General features: G+C 67.8%; 10 protein-coding genes. 6 read left to right on the forward strand and 4 right to left on the reverse strand.

The features are described from left to right. Positions 1-38: 38 nt before the first annotated feature. Both IPK85_22245 and IPK85_22250 read left to right on the forward strand, forming a co-directional pair. Positions 39-3740 carry a carboxypeptidase regulatory-like domain-containing protein gene (locus IPK85_22245; GenBank protein MBK8250087.1) on the forward strand — a complete coding sequence of 1234 codons (3702 nt, stop codon included), beginning with the start codon at positions 39-41 and terminating at the stop codon, positions 3738-3740. A gap of 144 nt (positions 3741-3884) precedes the next feature. Further along, positions 3885-5327: a hypothetical protein gene (locus IPK85_22250; protein ID MBK8250088.1), complete on the forward strand. Its 1443-nt coding sequence runs from the start codon at positions 3885-3887 to the stop codon at positions 5325-5327. Positions 5328-5484: 157 nt separating this feature from the next. Here the strand turns inward: IPK85_22250 and IPK85_22255 are convergent, their stop codons facing one another. Continuing rightward, positions 5485-6555, reverse strand: coding sequence for a glycosyltransferase (locus tag IPK85_22255; protein ID MBK8250089.1), 1071 nt, complete (start codon positions 6553-6555; stop codon positions 5485-5487). After that, entirely contained in the window at positions 6548-7381 is an 834-nt protein-coding gene (locus IPK85_22260; GenBank protein MBK8250090.1) for an HAD hydrolase family protein, read from the reverse strand. The genes IPK85_22255 and IPK85_22260 overlap by 8 nt, the downstream gene beginning before the upstream one ends. A 91-nt stretch (positions 7382-7472) precedes the next feature. Here IPK85_22260 and IPK85_22265 point away from each other — a divergent pair, with 91 nt between their 5' ends. After that, positions 7473-10316 (forward strand): hypothetical protein, encoded by a 2844-nt coding sequence (locus IPK85_22265; protein ID MBK8250091.1) that lies wholly within the window; start codon positions 7473-7475, stop codon positions 10314-10316. A gap of 310 nt (positions 10317-10626) precedes the next feature. Beyond that, positions 10627-11310, forward strand: a complete 684-nt coding sequence (locus tag IPK85_22270) for a hypothetical protein (protein ID MBK8250092.1) — start codon at positions 10627-10629, stop codon at positions 11308-11310. Positions 11311-11483: 173 nt separating this feature from the next. On the opposite strand, the gene IPK85_22275 is transcribed toward IPK85_22270, so the two are convergent. Together IPK85_22275 and IPK85_22280 are read right to left on the reverse strand one after the other, a co-directional pair. Next, positions 11484-12680 (reverse strand): lytic murein transglycosylase, encoded by a 1197-nt coding sequence (locus IPK85_22275; GenBank protein ID MBK8250093.1) that lies wholly within the window; start codon positions 12678-12680, stop codon positions 11484-11486. Between the two features lie 13 nt (positions 12681-12693). Then, entirely contained in the window at positions 12694-14223 is a 1530-nt protein-coding gene (locus IPK85_22280) for a M20/M25/M40 family metallo-hydrolase (protein ID MBK8250094.1), read from the reverse strand. Here IPK85_22280 and IPK85_22285 point away from each other — a divergent pair. Beyond that, positions 14209-15144, forward strand: coding sequence for a hypothetical protein (locus tag IPK85_22285; protein MBK8250095.1), 936 nt, complete (start codon positions 14209-14211; stop codon positions 15142-15144). The genes IPK85_22280 and IPK85_22285 overlap by 15 nt on opposite strands. A gap of 118 nt (positions 15145-15262) precedes the next feature. Next, entirely contained in the window at positions 15263-16768 is a 1506-nt protein-coding gene (locus IPK85_22290; protein ID MBK8250096.1) for a serine hydrolase, read from the forward strand. Positions 16769-16778: the final 10 nt, after the last annotated feature.

Below are 16778 nucleotides of genomic sequence, written 5' to 3' on the forward strand. Positions count from 1 at the left end.
CCGTGCAACATGTTGTCAGGAAAGTACTTACGCTTGTGTTGGCACTGGCCCTTGTGGCGCCGCAGGTCGCCGCCCAGGCCGTAGACGTCATCCGTGGTCGTGTCACCGGACCGGAGCGTCAACCGCTGGAAGGGGTCGAGGTCACCGTCACGACGCTCAGCGGTGCCGTTTCCCGCAATGGGCGCACCGACCGGAACGGGCGCTTCATGATCACCTTCCCCGGGGGCGACGGCGACTACTTCGTCTCGTTCCGGTCGCTGGGATTTGCGCCGCGACGCTTTGAGGTCAAGCGCATCGCCGATGAGGAGATCCTGATTGCCGATGCGCAGCTTTCGCGCACCACGCAGACGCTCGGTGAGGTTCGCGTCACGGGGGACCGCGGCCGGGTCAATCGCAATGAGCAGGCGCAGGACGTGGCCGGTACCGAGCGGGTGGTGAACCCGAACAACCTCGCGGCCGGCCAGCAGGGCGATCTCGCGGCCATGGCTGCTGCCACGCCCGGTGTGCTGTATGTCCCCGGGGCGGATGGCGATCCGTCCGGATTTTCCGTGCTGGGGCTCGCGGCGGACCAGAACAGCACGACCCTCAACGGCCAGAACTTTGGTGGCGCCGACCTGCCGCGTGACGCGATGGTCTCGGCGTCGTTGAATTCGTCGCCGTACGACGTCTCGCGTGGTGGCTTTTCCGGCGGGAACCTCAACCTGCGGACCCGGTCGGGGACCAACTTCATCCTGCGCACCAATTCGCTCAACCTCGATTCGCCCGCCTTGCAATGGACCGATGCGGCGGCGTCGGCCCTGGGGCAACAGTACTCCAATGCGTCGTTAGGTGGGCTGGTCTCCGGGCCACTCCGGCTCAACGCGGCCTTCTACAACCTGGCCTACCAGTTGGGGCGCCGCTCCAGCGACCTGCAGACTCTGCTCAACACCGACCCCGTCGGGTTACAGGCTTCGGGTCTGTCCACCGACTCCGTGGCGCGCCTGATGTCGATCCTGGGGAGCCTCTCGGTCCCGACGACGATGGGTGGCATCCCCTCGGATCGCCTTTCGGACCAGGGATCGCTGTTCGGGGGGCTCGACTTTTCGCCACCGTCGTCGCGGGCCGGCTCGGCCTACTCCATCGGCGGCAACGCGTCGTGGAATCGCTTCAACCCCGTGGGCGGGCAGGTGACCGAGTTGCCGGCCCACACCGGTCGTCGCACCAACGTCAATGCCGGGCTGCAGGGACGTCACTCGACCTACTTTGGCTTTGGCGCGTTGAGCGAGACGGCGGTGTCCGTCAACCTGAACCGCAGCGAGGGGAACCCGTTCCTCGACCTGCCCAGCGGCAGCGTGCGCATCAATTCGCAGCTGGGCGACGGCACCAACGGTGTGCGCACGGTCCAGTTTGGGGGAAGCGCGAACCTCGACAATGCCTCGACCACCACCGGGCTAAACTTCACGAACCTCATGTCGTGGTTCAGCAACAACAACAAGCACCGGATCAAGCTCTCGACCGAGCTGCGGCGCGACGCCTTCGAGGTCGACCAGTCGAACAACCTCCTGGGCAGCTTCTTCTTCAACTCGCTGGGTGACCTCGAGGCCGGACGCGCGGGGTCGTACTTCCGCCAGCTGGAGCGCCGCATTCGCTCCGGGAACCAGGTGACGGGCGCCCTGGCCCTCGGCGACTCCTACCGGGCGACGCAACGGTTCCAGCTGCAGTATGGCGTGCGCGTGGATGGGAACGTTTTCGGGACATCCCCGGAGCGGAACACGGCCGTCGAACAGGCATTCGGTGTGCCGAACAACGAGGTGCCTAACGGGCTCTACGTATCGCCCCGCGTCGGGTTCTCGTGGTCGTATGGCCAGGCGCCGCAGATTGGCGGGTTCGAGGGGGCGTTCCGTGGCCCCCGGGCAGTCGTGCGCGGCGGGGCGGGGATCTTCCAGGGGACGCCCGGCACACAATCGATCGCGGGGGCGCTGAACAACACGGGCCTCGCCGATGGCGTCCAGCTGCTGAACTGCGCCGGCCTCGCGGTGCCCAACCCGCAATGGTCCCGGTACCTGTCCGACCAATCGCAGATCCCCGTGGAATGCGCCGATGGGACGACGGGAACCGTCTTTGCGAGTGGGGCGCCGAACGTCTCCATGTTCGACCCCAACTTTCGTGCGCCGCGATCGGTGCGCTCGAACCTGAGTTGGAGCGGCGCGATCCTGGGCAATCGCTTCAACGGATCGTTTGAGGGTACGTATTCCCTGAACCTCAACCAGCAGGGGTTCATCGACCTCAACTTCAACCCGGTGCAGCGTTTCGCGATCGCCGGCGAAGGCGGGCGGCCGGTGTTTGTCTCGCCGAGCAGCATCGACCCCAACACCGGCCTCATCGCCGCCCGCGATGCGCGCGTTGACCAGGCGTTCAATCGCGTCACGCAGTCGCTCTCCGACCTGCGTTCGGAAAGCAAACAGCTCCGGGCAAGCATCTCACCGTTCACGTTCAACACGCGCTACAACTGGAGCCTGACGTACGTCTACTCCAACGTGCGCGAGCGGGTGCGTGGCTTCGGCAACAACACGGCCGGTGACCCGCACGCGGTAGAGTGGGCGCGCAGCAACTTCGATTCTCGTCACCAGGTGCAATACTCGCTGTACTGGAACGCCTTCGACCTGATCCGCGTCAACTGGTTCGGGAACGTGCGCGCCGGATTGCCGTTTACGCCGCTGGTCACTGGCGACGTGAACGGCGACGGATACTCCAACGACCGCGCGTTCATTCCGTCGTTGGTGAATCCGAGTTCCTCGGTGCCGGCCACCGGGGTACACTCGTTGATGGAGACCGCGAGTGACCGTGTGCGCGATTGCCTGCGGTCGCAAGCCGGGACGATTGCCCGGCGCAATTCGTGCCAGGGCCCATGGACGCACACGGCGAACCTCTCGGTCTCGTTCAACCCGATCAAGGTGCGCATGCCGCAGCGGGCGACCTTGTCGTTCAACGTCTCCAACCCACTAGGCGCCGCGGACATGATCGTGAACGGCGACAACCTCAAGGGGTGGGGCCAGAACCCGAACCCCGATCCGGCCCTCCTGGTCGTGCGCGGCTTTGACCGCACGAACAATCGCTACATCTACGACGTGAACCAGCGTTTTGGTGCCACCGACCCACGATTCACCGCCTTCCGTGCGCCGGTGACCGTGACCGCCATGCTGCGGTTTGACGTGGGCCCGACACGGGAACGTCAGTCACTGATGCAGCAGCTGAACCTCGGGCGCAACATCGAGGGGAACAAGATTCCCGAGGCGATGCTGAAGGCGATCTATGGATCCGGCGGCTTCGTGAACCCGATCGCGACGATTTTGCGCCAGGTCGATACGCTGCAGCTGACCGTGCCGCAGGCCGATTCCCTCGCCACGCTGAATCGCTGGTACCTCGTGCGCAACGACAGCATCTGGACGCCGATCGCGAAGTCGCTGGCCACGCTCCCTGATCGCTACGATTCGGACGAGGCTTATAGCACGTATCGTCAGGGTCGTCGGGCGACGGTGGACCTCCTGATGAAGGTCGCTCGCGACGTGCGCGGCCTGCTCACCGCCGACCAACGCCGCAAGCTGCCTCCGTTGGTGGCGAGTTACCTCGACACGCGGTACCTCGCGTCCATTCGCTCCGGCACGGCTGGCGCTGGCGGTGGTGGCGGCTTTCCCGGCGGCGGCCCGATCTTCATGGGAGGCGGAGGTGGTGGTGGCCAGCAGGTGATCATTCGTCAGTAGTGAAGTTGGCAGTGCTCCGGGGCCCCCGTGCCCCCCCCCCCGTGCTGCTCGTACCGCTCGTACCGCTCGTACCGCTCGTGCTGCTCGTGCTTCGCCGTCGTCGCGCTGTCACATCGCCGTCGCATTCACAACCAAGGACTCTTTATGAAGGTCGCTCTAACGTTCGCCTGCATCGCGCCGCTCATGCTCGGCGCCCAGACCGCAAAGCCTCCCGCTCCCCGCGCCATCGCCACCGCCGACGCCAAGGCCGGCGAAATCCTTGGCGCCGTCTCGCAGGCCCGCGGACTCCCTGATGGACGCGTGCTCGTGAACGACGCCATTGGACGGCGCGTCCTCCTCTTCGAGAAGGACCTGCAGAAGTTCACCGTCGTCGCGGACACCACGCCGGCAACCGGCAACGCCTACTCGGGTCGTTTCGGCGGGCTCATCCCGTATCGCGGCGACTCCACGCTGTTCGTCGATCCGCAGGCGCTCACCATGATGGTGATCGACCCCACGGGCAAGCTCGGGCGCGTGATGTCGGTTCCACGCCCCAACGAGGCGCAGGCGCTCGTCGCCGGTAACAATGGCTTTCCCGGTTTTGATGGACAGGGACGCCTGGTCTACCGCGCCCCGCCGCAGCTCCGGATGGGCGGCCCGGGCGGTCCCGGTGGCCCAGGGGCCGGCGGTGGCCAACGCGTTGAGGTGCGCACCGAAGGAGGAGCCGCCCGCGGACCAGGGGGAATGCCCGCCGGGTTCCGCATGCCCGACTTCCCAGACTCAAACGCCGTCGTGCGTGTCGAGATGGCCACGCGCAAGCTGGATACCCTGGGCTTCGTCAAGGTCCCAAAGACCAAGCTGGAGATGACCACCGACACCTCGGGCCGGATGATGGTCGCCCCGATCATCCACCCGTTGCCACAGGTGGACGACTGGGCCGTCCTCGCCGATGGGTCGGTCGCTCTGATTCGCGGGATCGACTACCACATTGACTGGACGAAGGCGGACGGCTCGAAGGAAGCCTCCGATCGCCTCCCGTTCGAGTGGCGGCACCTCAACGATTCCGCCAAGGCCGCGTTCGTCGATTCCGCTCAGGTGGTGATGAACAAGATGCGCGAGGAGGCCCAGAAGCAGATGCGAGACAATCCCGGCCAGATGCCGCGCGCCATGCAGGAAGGCGCGGCGATGGTCGGCGCCCCGATGATCACCATGCGCTTTGAAGGACGCGCTGGTGGGGGTGGACCCCCGGGCGCTGACGCCCCCCGCGGACGTAACGAGGCGGGCCCGGGCGCCGGGATGAACTTCCAGATGCCCCCGCTCAAGCTCGTGCCGCCTAACGAACTCCCGGACTACGCCCCGCCATTCAACACGGGCGCCGCCCGTGCGGACATGGACGGCAACGTATGGGTGCGGACGTCAATCATGGTGAATGGTGGCCCGATCTACGACGTCATCGACGGCAGCGGCAAACTTGTGGATCGTGTCTCGCTCCCGGCAGGTCGCGTCATTGCCGGCTTCGGCAAGGGCGGCATCGTGTACATGGGCGTGCGCGAGACGGCGGGCGTGCGGTTGGAGCAAGCGCGGCGGAATACGACGATGCTACCGTAGCGGAGGGGAAGGGGAACAGCCAGGACGAAGCACGGGCAGCACGAGCGGCACGCGCAGTACGGGGGGCACGGGGCACGGGCAGGACGTGAGGCACGGAGCGCGTGCTCCCCGTGCCCGTGCCCCCCGTGCTTCGCCCTATTTCATTGCCCGCTGCACGTCAGGCCGTCCGCAGCCGCTCGACGCCCCGCCGCAGCCGATCCCTCCATCGCACCGTGGCCGTCGTCCCCGCCGTTGGAACGCCCCGGTACGCCGCCAGCTGCTCTTCGGCGCGCGCGCACACCTCCGCAACGTCGCCCTCCGTCAACACCTGGAATGGGGCGAACGGGAAGGGGTCGCGTCGGCGTTCCTCGCGGCACGCAGCGATCTGTGCCCACTCCGCCGTTAGCTGCGGTGCGAGCTGGAGCATGGCCGAGAGCAATACCTGAAGGTTCAGTTCCGGGCCGAACGCGTAGGCCAGGTACCGCTCTTCGACCAGCTTCCAGAACGACGAAGTCTCTGCCGTGATCGTCTCGGCCTCAAACTCGAGTGCGGTGCAGATCAGCCCCCAGAGAATGTCCTTCTCTCGCCCCGCGCGGTTGCGCGTGGGAGAATCCGGGGCGCGTTCCCAGTGGCGAAGGTATGGGCCGTCCATCACGTAGCCCGTCGGGTACCCCAGTCGCCACAGCCGCAGATTCAGCTCGGTCCACTCGCCCCAGAAACGTCGGCGCTGGTTGAATCCGCCAGCGTCCAGCAGCAGGCGCCGGTATCCGGCGACGAGCATCCCCTGAACCGTCATGAAACGGACGTTGTCACGCGTGATGCCTGGCGTTGTTTCGCGGGGCTTGAACGGGACCGCGGTGTCGTTCACAAGGGAGGGGATGCCCACCAGTCCCAACGGCGCCCGCTCCATGGCGTCATCGAGGGCGTCGAGCAGGTCGCCGTGGACCGTCACGTCGTCGTCGATAAAGGCAATCCGCTCGGTGCGACAAGCGTTGAGCTGCGCCTGGCGTCCCGACGCGATAGTTGGCGAGGTCACGTTGAAGCTCACGTCGATCGGCGCGCGTCCGCACGTTCGGCGGAGGTGGCGCTCAACCTCGGCTGGGGCCTCGGGCACGTCGCGGTTGAAGACAATGTGCAGCCGAGCCCGCCGGTCAACGCGTGCGTCCATCAGGGAATCCACGAGCCGTCCCAGCCATTCCTCGCGGCCGGGGATGGTGAGGATCGAAATCGTCCACCGATGATCAAGCATGGAAGGCCTCCTGTGCGCCAAGCAGCGTTGCGATCTCATCCCACGCATCCGGGCCTCGCCCCTCCGGGACCTGCAGGTTGGGGATGCCAATCAGAGAGGGATGGACGCTGCCATCGGGACGCCGGACGGCAATGCGCACATCGGCCATTTCCAGCATCGGGCGGTCGTTGGCGTGGTCGCCCACGGCAATGACCTGCGGCCGGCACCGCTGTGCGTGCAACATGTTCCGCAGCACACTGGCCGCTATCCCCTTGTGGCTGCCGCACTGGACGACCTGCCATCGTCCCCCAGGGACCATCGACAGCGCGCTCCCCGCCAGGGTCGCGTTCAGGAGATCCCGCTGGCGCCGGGTGCCAGACACCTGGACGAGCACCGAGCGCAGGCGCGTCGACGCGTCGTCCAGAACCACGAGGCGTCCCCGCCCCTCATGGGGGCCGACGTCCAACTCCGCGTCCTGAGTGTATTCAATTTCGAGGTTGCACACGGCCGCAACCTCCCGCATCATGGCAAGGACCGGCGAGCGCCGGGACCCAAGTGCCACCACGCGCACGAGGTCGCCATCCACTTGCTCCATGCGCCCGGCCAGCACGCCAGGCCAGTCCATGCCGAGCACGACCATGGAGCCATTCTCGGTGATCAACGGCCCGTGGACTCCGAGTGATGCCTGCACGGCCAGTAGTTCCGTGGTCGTGCGGCTGGAAGCGAGGGTGAACAGGTCGGTCGTCTCAAGGGACGCAAGGAATCGCTCCCATCCACTGGGGGGATTCGAACGCTCGTCGAGCAGGGTGCCGTCGACGTCGGATAGGATCAGGCGGGAGATCATCATCTTCGTTTCGGTGAGGGAACCCGAACGCGACCACCGTGTCGCAAGGTCATGATCGTCCCGGCCACTCAGCCCGGGATCACGAAAGGATCAGGTGACGCAACTCGTTCGTATTGCAGTACTTGGAGGCTTCCGGGTCGAAACCGGAGGGCAGGCGCGGGAAGAACGACTCCCGCGCAAGCTGGCCGCGCTCGTCGGTATCCTCGCGGTAGCGGGGAGCCGCGGGGTGGCACGCGAGCGTCTGGTCGCCCTCCTGTGGGGTGATGCGGACGAGGAGAAGGCGCGGCACGCCCTCGCCCAGTCGGTCTACTCGCTTCGCCGATCTCTCGGGATAGAGGACCTGGTCCAGGGTAACGATCGCCTCACCCTCAACGAGCAGGTGGCGGCGTCAGACATCGGGGAGCTTCGCGCGGCCATCGCCGCCGGGCATGCGGATACAGTGCTGCACCTCGGGCGGGGGCAACTTCTGGATGGGATGACGGTTCCCGGCGCGGCCGGTTTTGAGCGTTGGCTGGAGGAGGAGCGCCGAGACCTTCAGCGGGTCCTCGTTCTTTCGTTGGACCGAATGGCGGAGTCCGCGACAGACGCGAGCCGTGCGGTCGAGCTTCGTCGGCGGCGGGTAGAGCTCGATCCCCTCGACGCCATGGGGGCAATGGCGCTCATGCGGGCCCTCGCGGCAGTCGGTGACCTCCCCAGTGCCATCCAGCATGCCCGAGTCTACGCCGAACTCGTGCGCCAGGAACTCGAGTTGGATCCGGACCCCAGAGTCGCGCGACTCGCAGTGGAACTGCAGGACGCGCGCGTGGAGTCGGTGGCCGTTCCGCATCGGGCCGTGACACGCGAGACGCCCACCACGTCGCCGGTCGCAATTCGCGCGACCCTCATGGCAACCCTCGGTGAAACACGTCGTCGTGTGCGCCACGCCGCCCGGCGGGTGCCGTGGCGACTCGTCAGGCAGGCAACCGCCGTCGCCGTCTCCGGGGTCGCCGTGCTCCTCGCCCTCGCGCACTACGGCACAGAACACATCGTCCCGGAAGCGCCGCCTCCTCGGGTCGCCGTCCTGCCATTCACCGCCGCTGGCGCCACGCCGGAGCTTGAGTTCCTACGATTAGGGGTCGTCGACCTGCTCGGGTTTGCCCTCGCCGAGCGTGACACGCTTCCCATGGTTGGTGTCACTGAGGTGACCGACCGCTGGCCCACCACCTCGACCGCGCCGCCCGTCGATTCCCTCAGGGCGGTCGCCTCAGCGTTAGGCGCGGACCGCCTCGTCACCGGCACGATCGTGGGCAACGCCCAGCGCCTCGTGGTGCGGGCCCATCTCCATGACGCGCGCGCCACGGCCCTCGGCACTGTCACGGTCAGCGGCCCGCTGGACTCCCTGGCCCCCATGGTGCGGCGCGCCGCGACCCAACTCGTCGCGGCAGCTCACGGGTCGCTCGCCTCGGTGGGACCCCGCGAGCTGGCGCCACGCGTCCTGCGCGCCTGGCTGGACGGTCGCGACGCCTACCGTCGTGGGCGCTGGACCGATGCACGCCGAGCCTTCGCCGCCGCACTCGCCGGCGACAGCACCTTCCACGTCGCCGCCGTACATCTCGCCCTTGCGGCCGACTGGCTCGACGATGTCGTCACGCGCGAGCAAGCGCTGCAACACCTCGCGGGACGGGTGGCCAACCTGCCAGCGACCGAACGAGCGATCACCCTCGCCCTGCGTCCCCCGCGCTACCCGGTGCCGCCAAGTGCCGAGGAGTTCTTCACCGGATGGGAGGAGGTCGCCCGGGGCGGGGACCTCGCCGAGTGGTGGGTTGAGGTCGGGCGCCGCTACCTCGCGGATGGTGCGGCGGCCGGTATCGAGGACGCGCGCGGGCGCGCCGCGAAGGCGCTCGCCCGTGCGTGGGCCATGGACTCGACGGATCCTGCGGTCGCGACGCTGTTGGCGGCCGCTCCCGGGGCCTCCGACGTGGGCACGCCAGACCCGGATCTCGCCACTCGGTGGCGAGCGGCGCTGCAGGCCGGCAATGCGGAGAGCCTCGCGCGCCTCCGCACCACCCTGGGAGGCGTCCCCGACGCCGAGGTTCGTGCCGTGACCGTCGCCCTCCTCCGTGACGGGGGGTACGCGAGTGGCCTGGAACACCTCGTCGAGCACCGCACCAATGCGGCACTCAGTAGTTGGGCGCGGCAGGATGCTGCGGCGGCGGCGCATGCCACCGCCCTCGATCGCGGGGACGGGGCGCGCGTCCGTGACGCCGTCGCGCGCGTAAATCAGCTGGCCTCCTTTGGCGCCGGCGAACGGCTCGCGGTCCTCGATGCCCTGTACGGCGGGGCAGACACCGCGGGGATCGCGACCGTGGTGGCCCTGGTCGACGCTCGCCTTCGCACGCCGTCGGTCACCGCGGACCAACGACGGGAAGCGACCGCCGACCGGTGTGTCACCGAGCAGTGGCGCGCCTGGGGGCGGCAGCCCGCTGCCTCCGGCGCCCTCGCACAACTACAGCGCGACACCCTCGGCCCGGGAACCCTCGCCGCTGCCGTAAGCGGCCCCGCCTGTGCCGCGCTTGTGGCCGCCATTCGGGATCGCACCGCGTCGCGCACCCCGCTGGTGGCCCTGCAAAGCGCGGAACAGTTCGCTCTGGCCGGCCCTGCGGCTGGGGATCTGCGGCAGTATGCCACCCTGGCCCTCGCCAGGGTGCGCCACGAACTCGGCCATTACGAGGCGGCCTGGCGTTTGGTCAAACGACGGCCAGCAGGTCGCGGCTGGCCGCGGTACCTCGCGGCGTATGACCACGTGGAGGGTACGATCGCCGCCGCACGCGCCGATTCTGCCGCCGCGCGTGCGGCCCTGCGTCGGTATCTCGCACGTCGGGCCGATGCCGATAGCGCGTTCGGTCGCGACCTCGACCTCGCGCGCCGCGAGCTGGAGCGTCTCGGACCGGAGCCCTGACCCGAGCCGTCCAAGCACCCCCCCTCGTGCTTCCCGTGCCGCCCGTGCTTCGCCCTGGCCCCGCTTTTCTTCCCTCTCGGAAGTCCCCTCTCGGAAGTCCCCTCGTCGCATGGCCTTGCGACCGCCCAGTCCCCTCGACAGCTTGGACTCCCGGCGACGATCCACGCCCAACCTCTTCGACCGCGCCCCAGCCGCGGTCCTCGCGAGGCAAAGGGGGGCACACCCTCGGATTGGCATCGCGACCCTCGCGTTGTCGCACGCCCGCTGCTGGGGAGTTGGCGCGCGACCTTACGCAGGGACACAACCGCCGATGACCAATCACAAGGACTTCAAGCGCGTTGTTCGGACGCGCATGCAGAAGACCGGCGAATCGTACACCGCCGCCCGCGCCGCCACCGTCGCACGCACGCGCGCTCCCGCCGCGCGCGTCGCCCCGGAGATCAACTACGAACAGCTGGCCGGAATGAAGGACGCCACCATCTCCGCGCGCACCGGTCGTTCGTGGAAGGAGTGGACGGAGGAACTCGACGCCAAGAAGGCGTTAGAATGGACCCACACCGAGATCGCCCGGCATGTTCACACCGCCCTGGGCGTGGGACACTGGTGGGCACAAACCGTGACCGTGGGCTACGAGCGGATCAAGGGACTGCGCGCCATCGGCCAGCGGCGCAGTGGGACGTTTGAAGTCAACAAGTCGCGCACCTTTGCCGTCGACATCGCGATGCTGTACGCGGCGTTCGAGAACGCGCGTCGCCGCGCGCGGTGGCTCACGGGCGTGAAGCTCGTCGTGCGAAAAGCCGTCACGAACAAGAGCATCCGCATCACCTGGCCCGACGGCACCAGCGTCGAGGGATGGTTCATGGGAAAGGGGCCCAACAAGTCCACCGTCTCCGTGCAACACACCAAGCTTCCCGATCGGGAGGCCGTAACACGTGCCCGCACCTTCTGGGGCGAACGGCTGGACGCACTCGCTGAGTTGTTAGGCAACAGGTAGTGGCCGCACCGACGCTCCCGGGAAGCACGCGCGGTGCCCGCAGTACCCCTCGCGTGCTCCTCCTGTCGCCCGTGCCCCCCCCCGTGGCCCCCCCGTGCCCCTCGTGCCGCTCGTGCTGCTCGTGCTGCTCGTGCTGCTCGTGCTTCGCCCTGGCTTCTTGCGGTTCCCCGACTTTAGCGCCCCTTCCGTAGCTCCTCCAGTAGCCGTTGCCCCGGTCGCCCCGTCACTTGATGCCCCAGCCGCGTCTGCTCCGCCCGCACCGCCGCGATCACCGATGACGTGAGCACCGCGGTCGGCCTCCCCACCGCGTGCCCGCGCGCACCAAGCAGCGCTTGCATCTCTCGTCGGTCGGCGCGGGAAAGACCGAGGTCGTCCGTCGGCCACGGAGTCGCGAGCGGCCCCTGGCCGCGAATGCGATCCGCGAGGTGCACGATCGCGAGCGCGTAGGACTCGGCGGCATTGTAGCGAAACACCGCACGAAAATTCTGGAAGACGAGGAAGGCCGGACCACGCACCCCCGCGGGGAGCAGGAGCGACGCGCGTGTGGTTGAGGCCAGGCGCGGCGCCGCCGTCGAGTCGACGGGTCGGATCCCTCGCGCACGCCAGGCCGCGAGGGTGGCCTGCACCTGTCGTCCGGTCCCCTGGCTGCTGAATCCCGGTGGAACGAGGACTTCGTACCCCCACGTGGCACCGGGTTGCCACTTTCCGGCTCGCTTGAGGAAGTTCGCCGTGGACCCCAATGCATCACCGATGTTGTCCATGACGTCGCGGCGGCCGTCCCCGTCATGGTCCACCGCGAGCCACTCAAAGGTGCCGGGCATGAACTGGGTGTGCCCAAAGGCGCCGGCCCATGAGCCGGTCAGGCGGTCCGGGGCGATGTCCCCGCGTTGCAGGATGCGAAGCGCGGCGAGGAGTTCTCCGCGGAAGTACCCCTGTCGCCGTCCCTCACAGCTCAACGTGGCCAACGACTGCACCACCGGGCGGCCGCCGCGGCCGCGGCCGTAGTCCGACTCGATGCCCCAGATGGCGACGACCATGGCGGGATCCACGCCATATGTGCGTTGGAGGTCGCGAAGCAACGTGGCGTGGTCGCGCAGCATCTGGCGGCCGTCCAGGATGCGTTCGTCGTCCGCCATCACGGCGAAGTAGTCCCAGATGGCCAGCTTGAACTCCGGCTGCGCGTTCAGCGACGTGAGCACGGTGGTGTCCCGCTGGACCGTGCCGAGGTGACGTTCCCAGGTCGCGGCCGTGATCGTGCGCGCGGCGCGCGTGGTCCGCAAATCGGCGAGGCATTGGGCCATGCTGCGCGACTGCGCAAGCAGGGCGGTGGCCCCGAGGGTGAGCAGGAGCGAGAGTGCGGCCTTCAGCATCGGGACGCTCCCGTCACGGCTGGTCGGGAACCGGTAGTCCCCCGCGCGGCATGGTGAGGATCGCCGCGAGCAGTTCCACGCCCTCGAACAGGTTGCGCAACTTGAGGTTCTCGTTGGGCCCGTGCTGGTTGTTGTCGTGGTTCACCAGGGAGACGCCGACTGTCGGCAGCTTGAGGTCCTCGCTGAACGCCCCATACGGCATGGAACCGCCTAACGTGGGAAGTTGCACCGGGGACACGCCATTCCGGGTGAGGGCGGCCACAACGCTCCGGGTCATTGGTTCGTCCATGCTGGTGCGCGGTGCGGTGGACCCACGCCCGCGGTCCACGCGAGCCAGCAGCGGGTGGGCCAACCGTTCGGCGTCGGTCGGGGCGCGATTCTCTACCACGAAGTAGCCTTGCTTGCGGATGTGCGCGACCACCAGGTCGGTCATCGCCGCAGGTTGGTTGCCGTGCACGAGCCGCATCGCGATCCGCGCCCGTGCGAGGGCCGGAATGGCCGTGCGGGCCGGCGCGTCCAATCCACCCGCTGCGTCCATGGCCAGCACATTGAGCGTTGGCTCGTTGAGTTTCTCCTCGAGGCGTGTCTCCGGTCGCTCGGGCCGCGCGATCCCGAAGTCCTTCGCCAGCTCGGCTTCCACGCCGGGCATGGCGGCAAGGGCCCGACGTTCCGTGGCCGTGAGCGGCGTGGTGCTCGCGTAGAAGCCGTCGATGGTCACGCGTCCGGTCGTGTCCTTCATGCTCGCCAGCAGCCTGCCGAGCCGCACCGACGGGTCCGGGGCCCAGTTGCCGTAGTTCCCGCTGTGCAGGTCCATCTTGGCGGTATAGACCGTGACGGTGACCTGCGCCCCGCCGCGTACGCCGTAGTACATCGTCGGACGCGTGCTCGGGTGGCGCGGGCCGTCGACGGTGATTGCCAGGTCGGCCGCGAGTTCCTTGCCGCGCTGCTCGACAAACTGGTCGAAGTTGGCGGAGCCGGCCTCCTCCTGGCCGTCGAGCACCACCTTCAGGTTCCAGGAAGGTCCCCCCCCGGTCGCCCTCAAGGCATCCACGGCATTGAGCAGCATCACGATCGGTCCCTTGTCGTCCGACGTCGACCGACCGTAGACGCGCCACTCGGGGTCGAGCTTCGTGTCAGGGGCCAGCGTCACCTTTCCGTTGGGGCCCTCGACACACGGCGCAAACGGGCCACAGCGCCACTCGGCCGCGTTGACCGGCTGGCCGTCATAGTGTATGTAGAGGGTGAGGGTGCCTTGCGGGTTGGCCGCGTTGAGCTGGGCAAGGATGACCGGGGCGGATGGACCGGCGGTGCGCTGGACCGTAAAGCCGCGTTGCTCGAAGAGTTTCTGCAGCAGGTCGGCGTTGGCCATCATGTCCGCGTTGTTGCGGGCCACGTTGGGGAGTGACACCACCTGCATGAGTTCGTCGAGGATGCGACGCTCATTGCGCGCGCGCCACTCGGCGACGGTACGGGGGGCACCCTGGGACAGGGCGACGGCTGGGGCCATGAGCCCCACGAGGAGCAGGGAATGGAATCGACGCATACCGAGCAACCTATGAGCGGGACGGCGGGGGGCAACGTGCCACCCTGGTTTGCCTCTGGCGAGGAGCGCGATCTCGCGGGGCGCTGGGCGCTCTCGAGTGCGGTCGCCACGCTGAATGTCTGGTGGTTCAGGGAGCAGGGCTTCGAGCTGCTGCTGCTGTTGTTCCTCTACCAGCTCTTCCTTGCCATCAGGTCCTATGCGGTCACCGGTCGACGAGGCTTTCTCGCCATCGGCGCCATTCCCCTGCTCTTCGCCCTTGCGGCGGTGGCGCCCCACGAGACGGTCCTGCTGCCTCTGTCGGTCGTGGCGGTCCTGGTCTGGCCGGTGCTCGGCCTTTGTGCGCTGGGCGCTCTCGTCAACCCGCAACGTCACGGACGGCAACAGCGGGAATTCGAGATCGCGGCATCGGTCGCCGGTGTGGTGCTGTACGCAAAGTCGGTCTTCATGCTGTCGCCCGACTCGTTCCGGACGCTCGATGGGGCGGAAGTGTCGGGGTGTTACCGGCTGGTGCGGGGGGTGTCCTTTCCTCTCATGGAGCATCCACTTCCGGTCCTGGTGAAGCTGGACACGGTGCGCTGGACCGTTGCGGATAGCGCGGCGACGCGGCGGACCGCGGTGTTTGTCGCTGGCGATCACAGGGCGAGCCCAGCGCTTCCTGGTCTCACCGGGCACTGGCGACCGGAAGCACGGGGACTGGTGCTCGTCGGCTGGACGGCACGACGCCGTTGGGGTTTCCGGGGACTGTTTCGCCGCGATGGACGCGACCTCGTCGGGCGCCTCGTTCAGTATCAGGACCACCATGGAGCGTTCCCGCTTCCGGTGTCGTCCGTGCGACTCAAGCGAGCGGAGTGTCCCGCCGGGGTATCCGGCGACCTTCCGGAGCCGCGACGCACCGTCGTCGGGCAGTCGACCAGGCGGTAGGCGGCCCCTCGCGCCGCAACGGTTCCAGCAACCGCCGCGCTACTCCCTCAGGTGTCCGGACACCGATCGGGGCACGAGACCTCTTGCCGGCGGCGGAGTCGCGGAGCAGCATCACGGCATGCGCACCCTCATCGCCTCCGTCCTCCTCGCGGCCCCCCTCGCCGCGCAGGACATCACGGCCATCGGCCGCGACCTTGACACCTACATTCCGAAGGCGTTGTCGGAATGGCGCGGTGCCGGCGTCGCCGTCGGGATCGTCAAGGACGACCGCGTGGTCTACGCCAAGGGCTTCGGCGTCCGCGAGGTTGGCAAGCCCGACCCGGTCGACGACAAGACCATCTTCGCGATTGGTTCGAACAGCAAGTTCTTCACTGCCGTGGCCGCCGCCATGCTCGCCGACGATGGCAAGCTCTCGCTGGACGACAAGGTCACGAAGCACCTCCCCTGGTTCCAGCTCTATGATCCGTGGGTCACCCGCGAGTTCACCCTGCGCGATGCCATGTCGCATCGCAGCGGCCTCGGGCGTCGCGGGGATCCCCTGTGGTATGGCACGGGACGCTCCCGCGATGACCTCGTCCGACTCGTCAGGCACCTGCCACCGAACTCCTCATTCCGCACGGAGTACGGCTACCAGAACCTGATGTTCATCACGGCGGGGCAGGCTATCGCCGCCGCGGCCGGCATGTCGTGGGACGACGTGATCGCCCGGCGGATCTTCTCGCCGCTCGGGATGACCGATTCGCGCACCGCGATGGCACAACTCAAGGCGCAGTCCAACGTCGCCATGCCGCACGAACTGTCGGGTGACATCCCCCGCCCGCAGGTGATCCCCTGGCGCGAGATCGACAACGCCGGCGCTGCCGGGTCGATCACCTCCAATGTGCAGGACATGGCGAAGTGGATGCGTTTCATCCTCGCCCGCGGCGTCCATGGCGCCGATACCCTGCTCAAGCCCCGGACACTCGCCGACATCACCGGCCCACACTCCATCCCCACCCGGGTCGTCACCGACACCCTTGGACTTGGCCGGCACTTCTCCCTTTACGGACTCGGTATCGGCCTCAACGACATGCTGGGGGTGAAGGTCCTCCAGCACACCGGCGGGATCGACGGCATGCTCTCGTTCGTCGCGATGGTCCCCGAGCGCAAGCTCGGTGTCGTGGTGCTCACCAACGTGAGTGGCCACAACGCGCTGTATACTGCACTTGGTCAGAAGATCCTCGTCGACCTGCTCGGTGGACCAAAACGCGACTGGAGTGCGATCGCACTCGCCGAGATGCGCAAGGGAGAGGCCCAGGCTGCGGAGCAGGCAAAGACGCGGCTCGATGCGCGGGTGGCGAACACGCAGCCGTCGCGGCCACTCACCGACTATGCGGGCACCTATCGCCATGAGATGTATGGGGACGTGGTGGTCACCCTGGAGGACGGCGCCCTGCGGGTGCGCCACGGCCCGGAGATCGACCTCAGGTTGCAGCACTTCCATTACGACACGTTCAACGCGCGTGCGTCCGGGCTGCTGCTGGGTGACACGGCGTGGGTGAGCTTCTCGCTGGACAGCGGTGCCAGGGTCAACACCATCACGGTCGAAGGGCTCGCGGAGTTCGATCGCGTGCGGGTACCCTGACGGGTGCTTG

This window comes from Gemmatimonadota bacterium (assembly GCA_016712265.1).
Classification (GTDB): Bacteria; Gemmatimonadota; Gemmatimonadetes; order Gemmatimonadales; family Gemmatimonadaceae; genus RBC101.

What these genes read in the sequence shown, in the direction of transcription:
- IPK85_22285 (MBK8250095.1), top strand. Translation starts at nt 14,209, where the DNA reads ATGGAATCGACGCATACCGAGCAACCTATGAGCGGGACGGCGGGGGGC.
- IPK85_22290 (MBK8250096.1), top strand. Translation starts at nt 15,263, where the DNA reads ATGCGCACCCTCATCGCCTCCGTCCTCCTCGCGGCCCCCCTCGCCGCG.
- IPK85_22280 (MBK8250094.1), bottom strand. Translation starts at nt 14,223, where the DNA reads ATGCGTCGATTCCATTCCCTGCTCCTCGTGGGGCTCATGGCCCCAGCC.
- IPK85_22260 (MBK8250090.1), bottom strand. Translation starts at nt 7,381, where the DNA reads ATGATGATCTCCCGCCTGATCCTATCCGACGTCGACGGCACCCTGCTC.
- IPK85_22275 (MBK8250093.1), bottom strand. Translation starts at nt 12,680, where the DNA reads ATGCTGAAGGCCGCACTCTCGCTCCTGCTCACCCTCGGGGCCACCGCC.
- IPK85_22250 (MBK8250088.1), top strand. Translation starts at nt 3,885, where the DNA reads ATGAAGGTCGCTCTAACGTTCGCCTGCATCGCGCCGCTCATGCTCGGC.
- IPK85_22270 (MBK8250092.1), top strand. Translation starts at nt 10,627, where the DNA reads ATGACCAATCACAAGGACTTCAAGCGCGTTGTTCGGACGCGCATGCAG.
- IPK85_22255 (MBK8250089.1), bottom strand. Translation starts at nt 6,555, where the DNA reads ATGCTTGATCATCGGTGGACGATTTCGATCCTCACCATCCCCGGCCGC.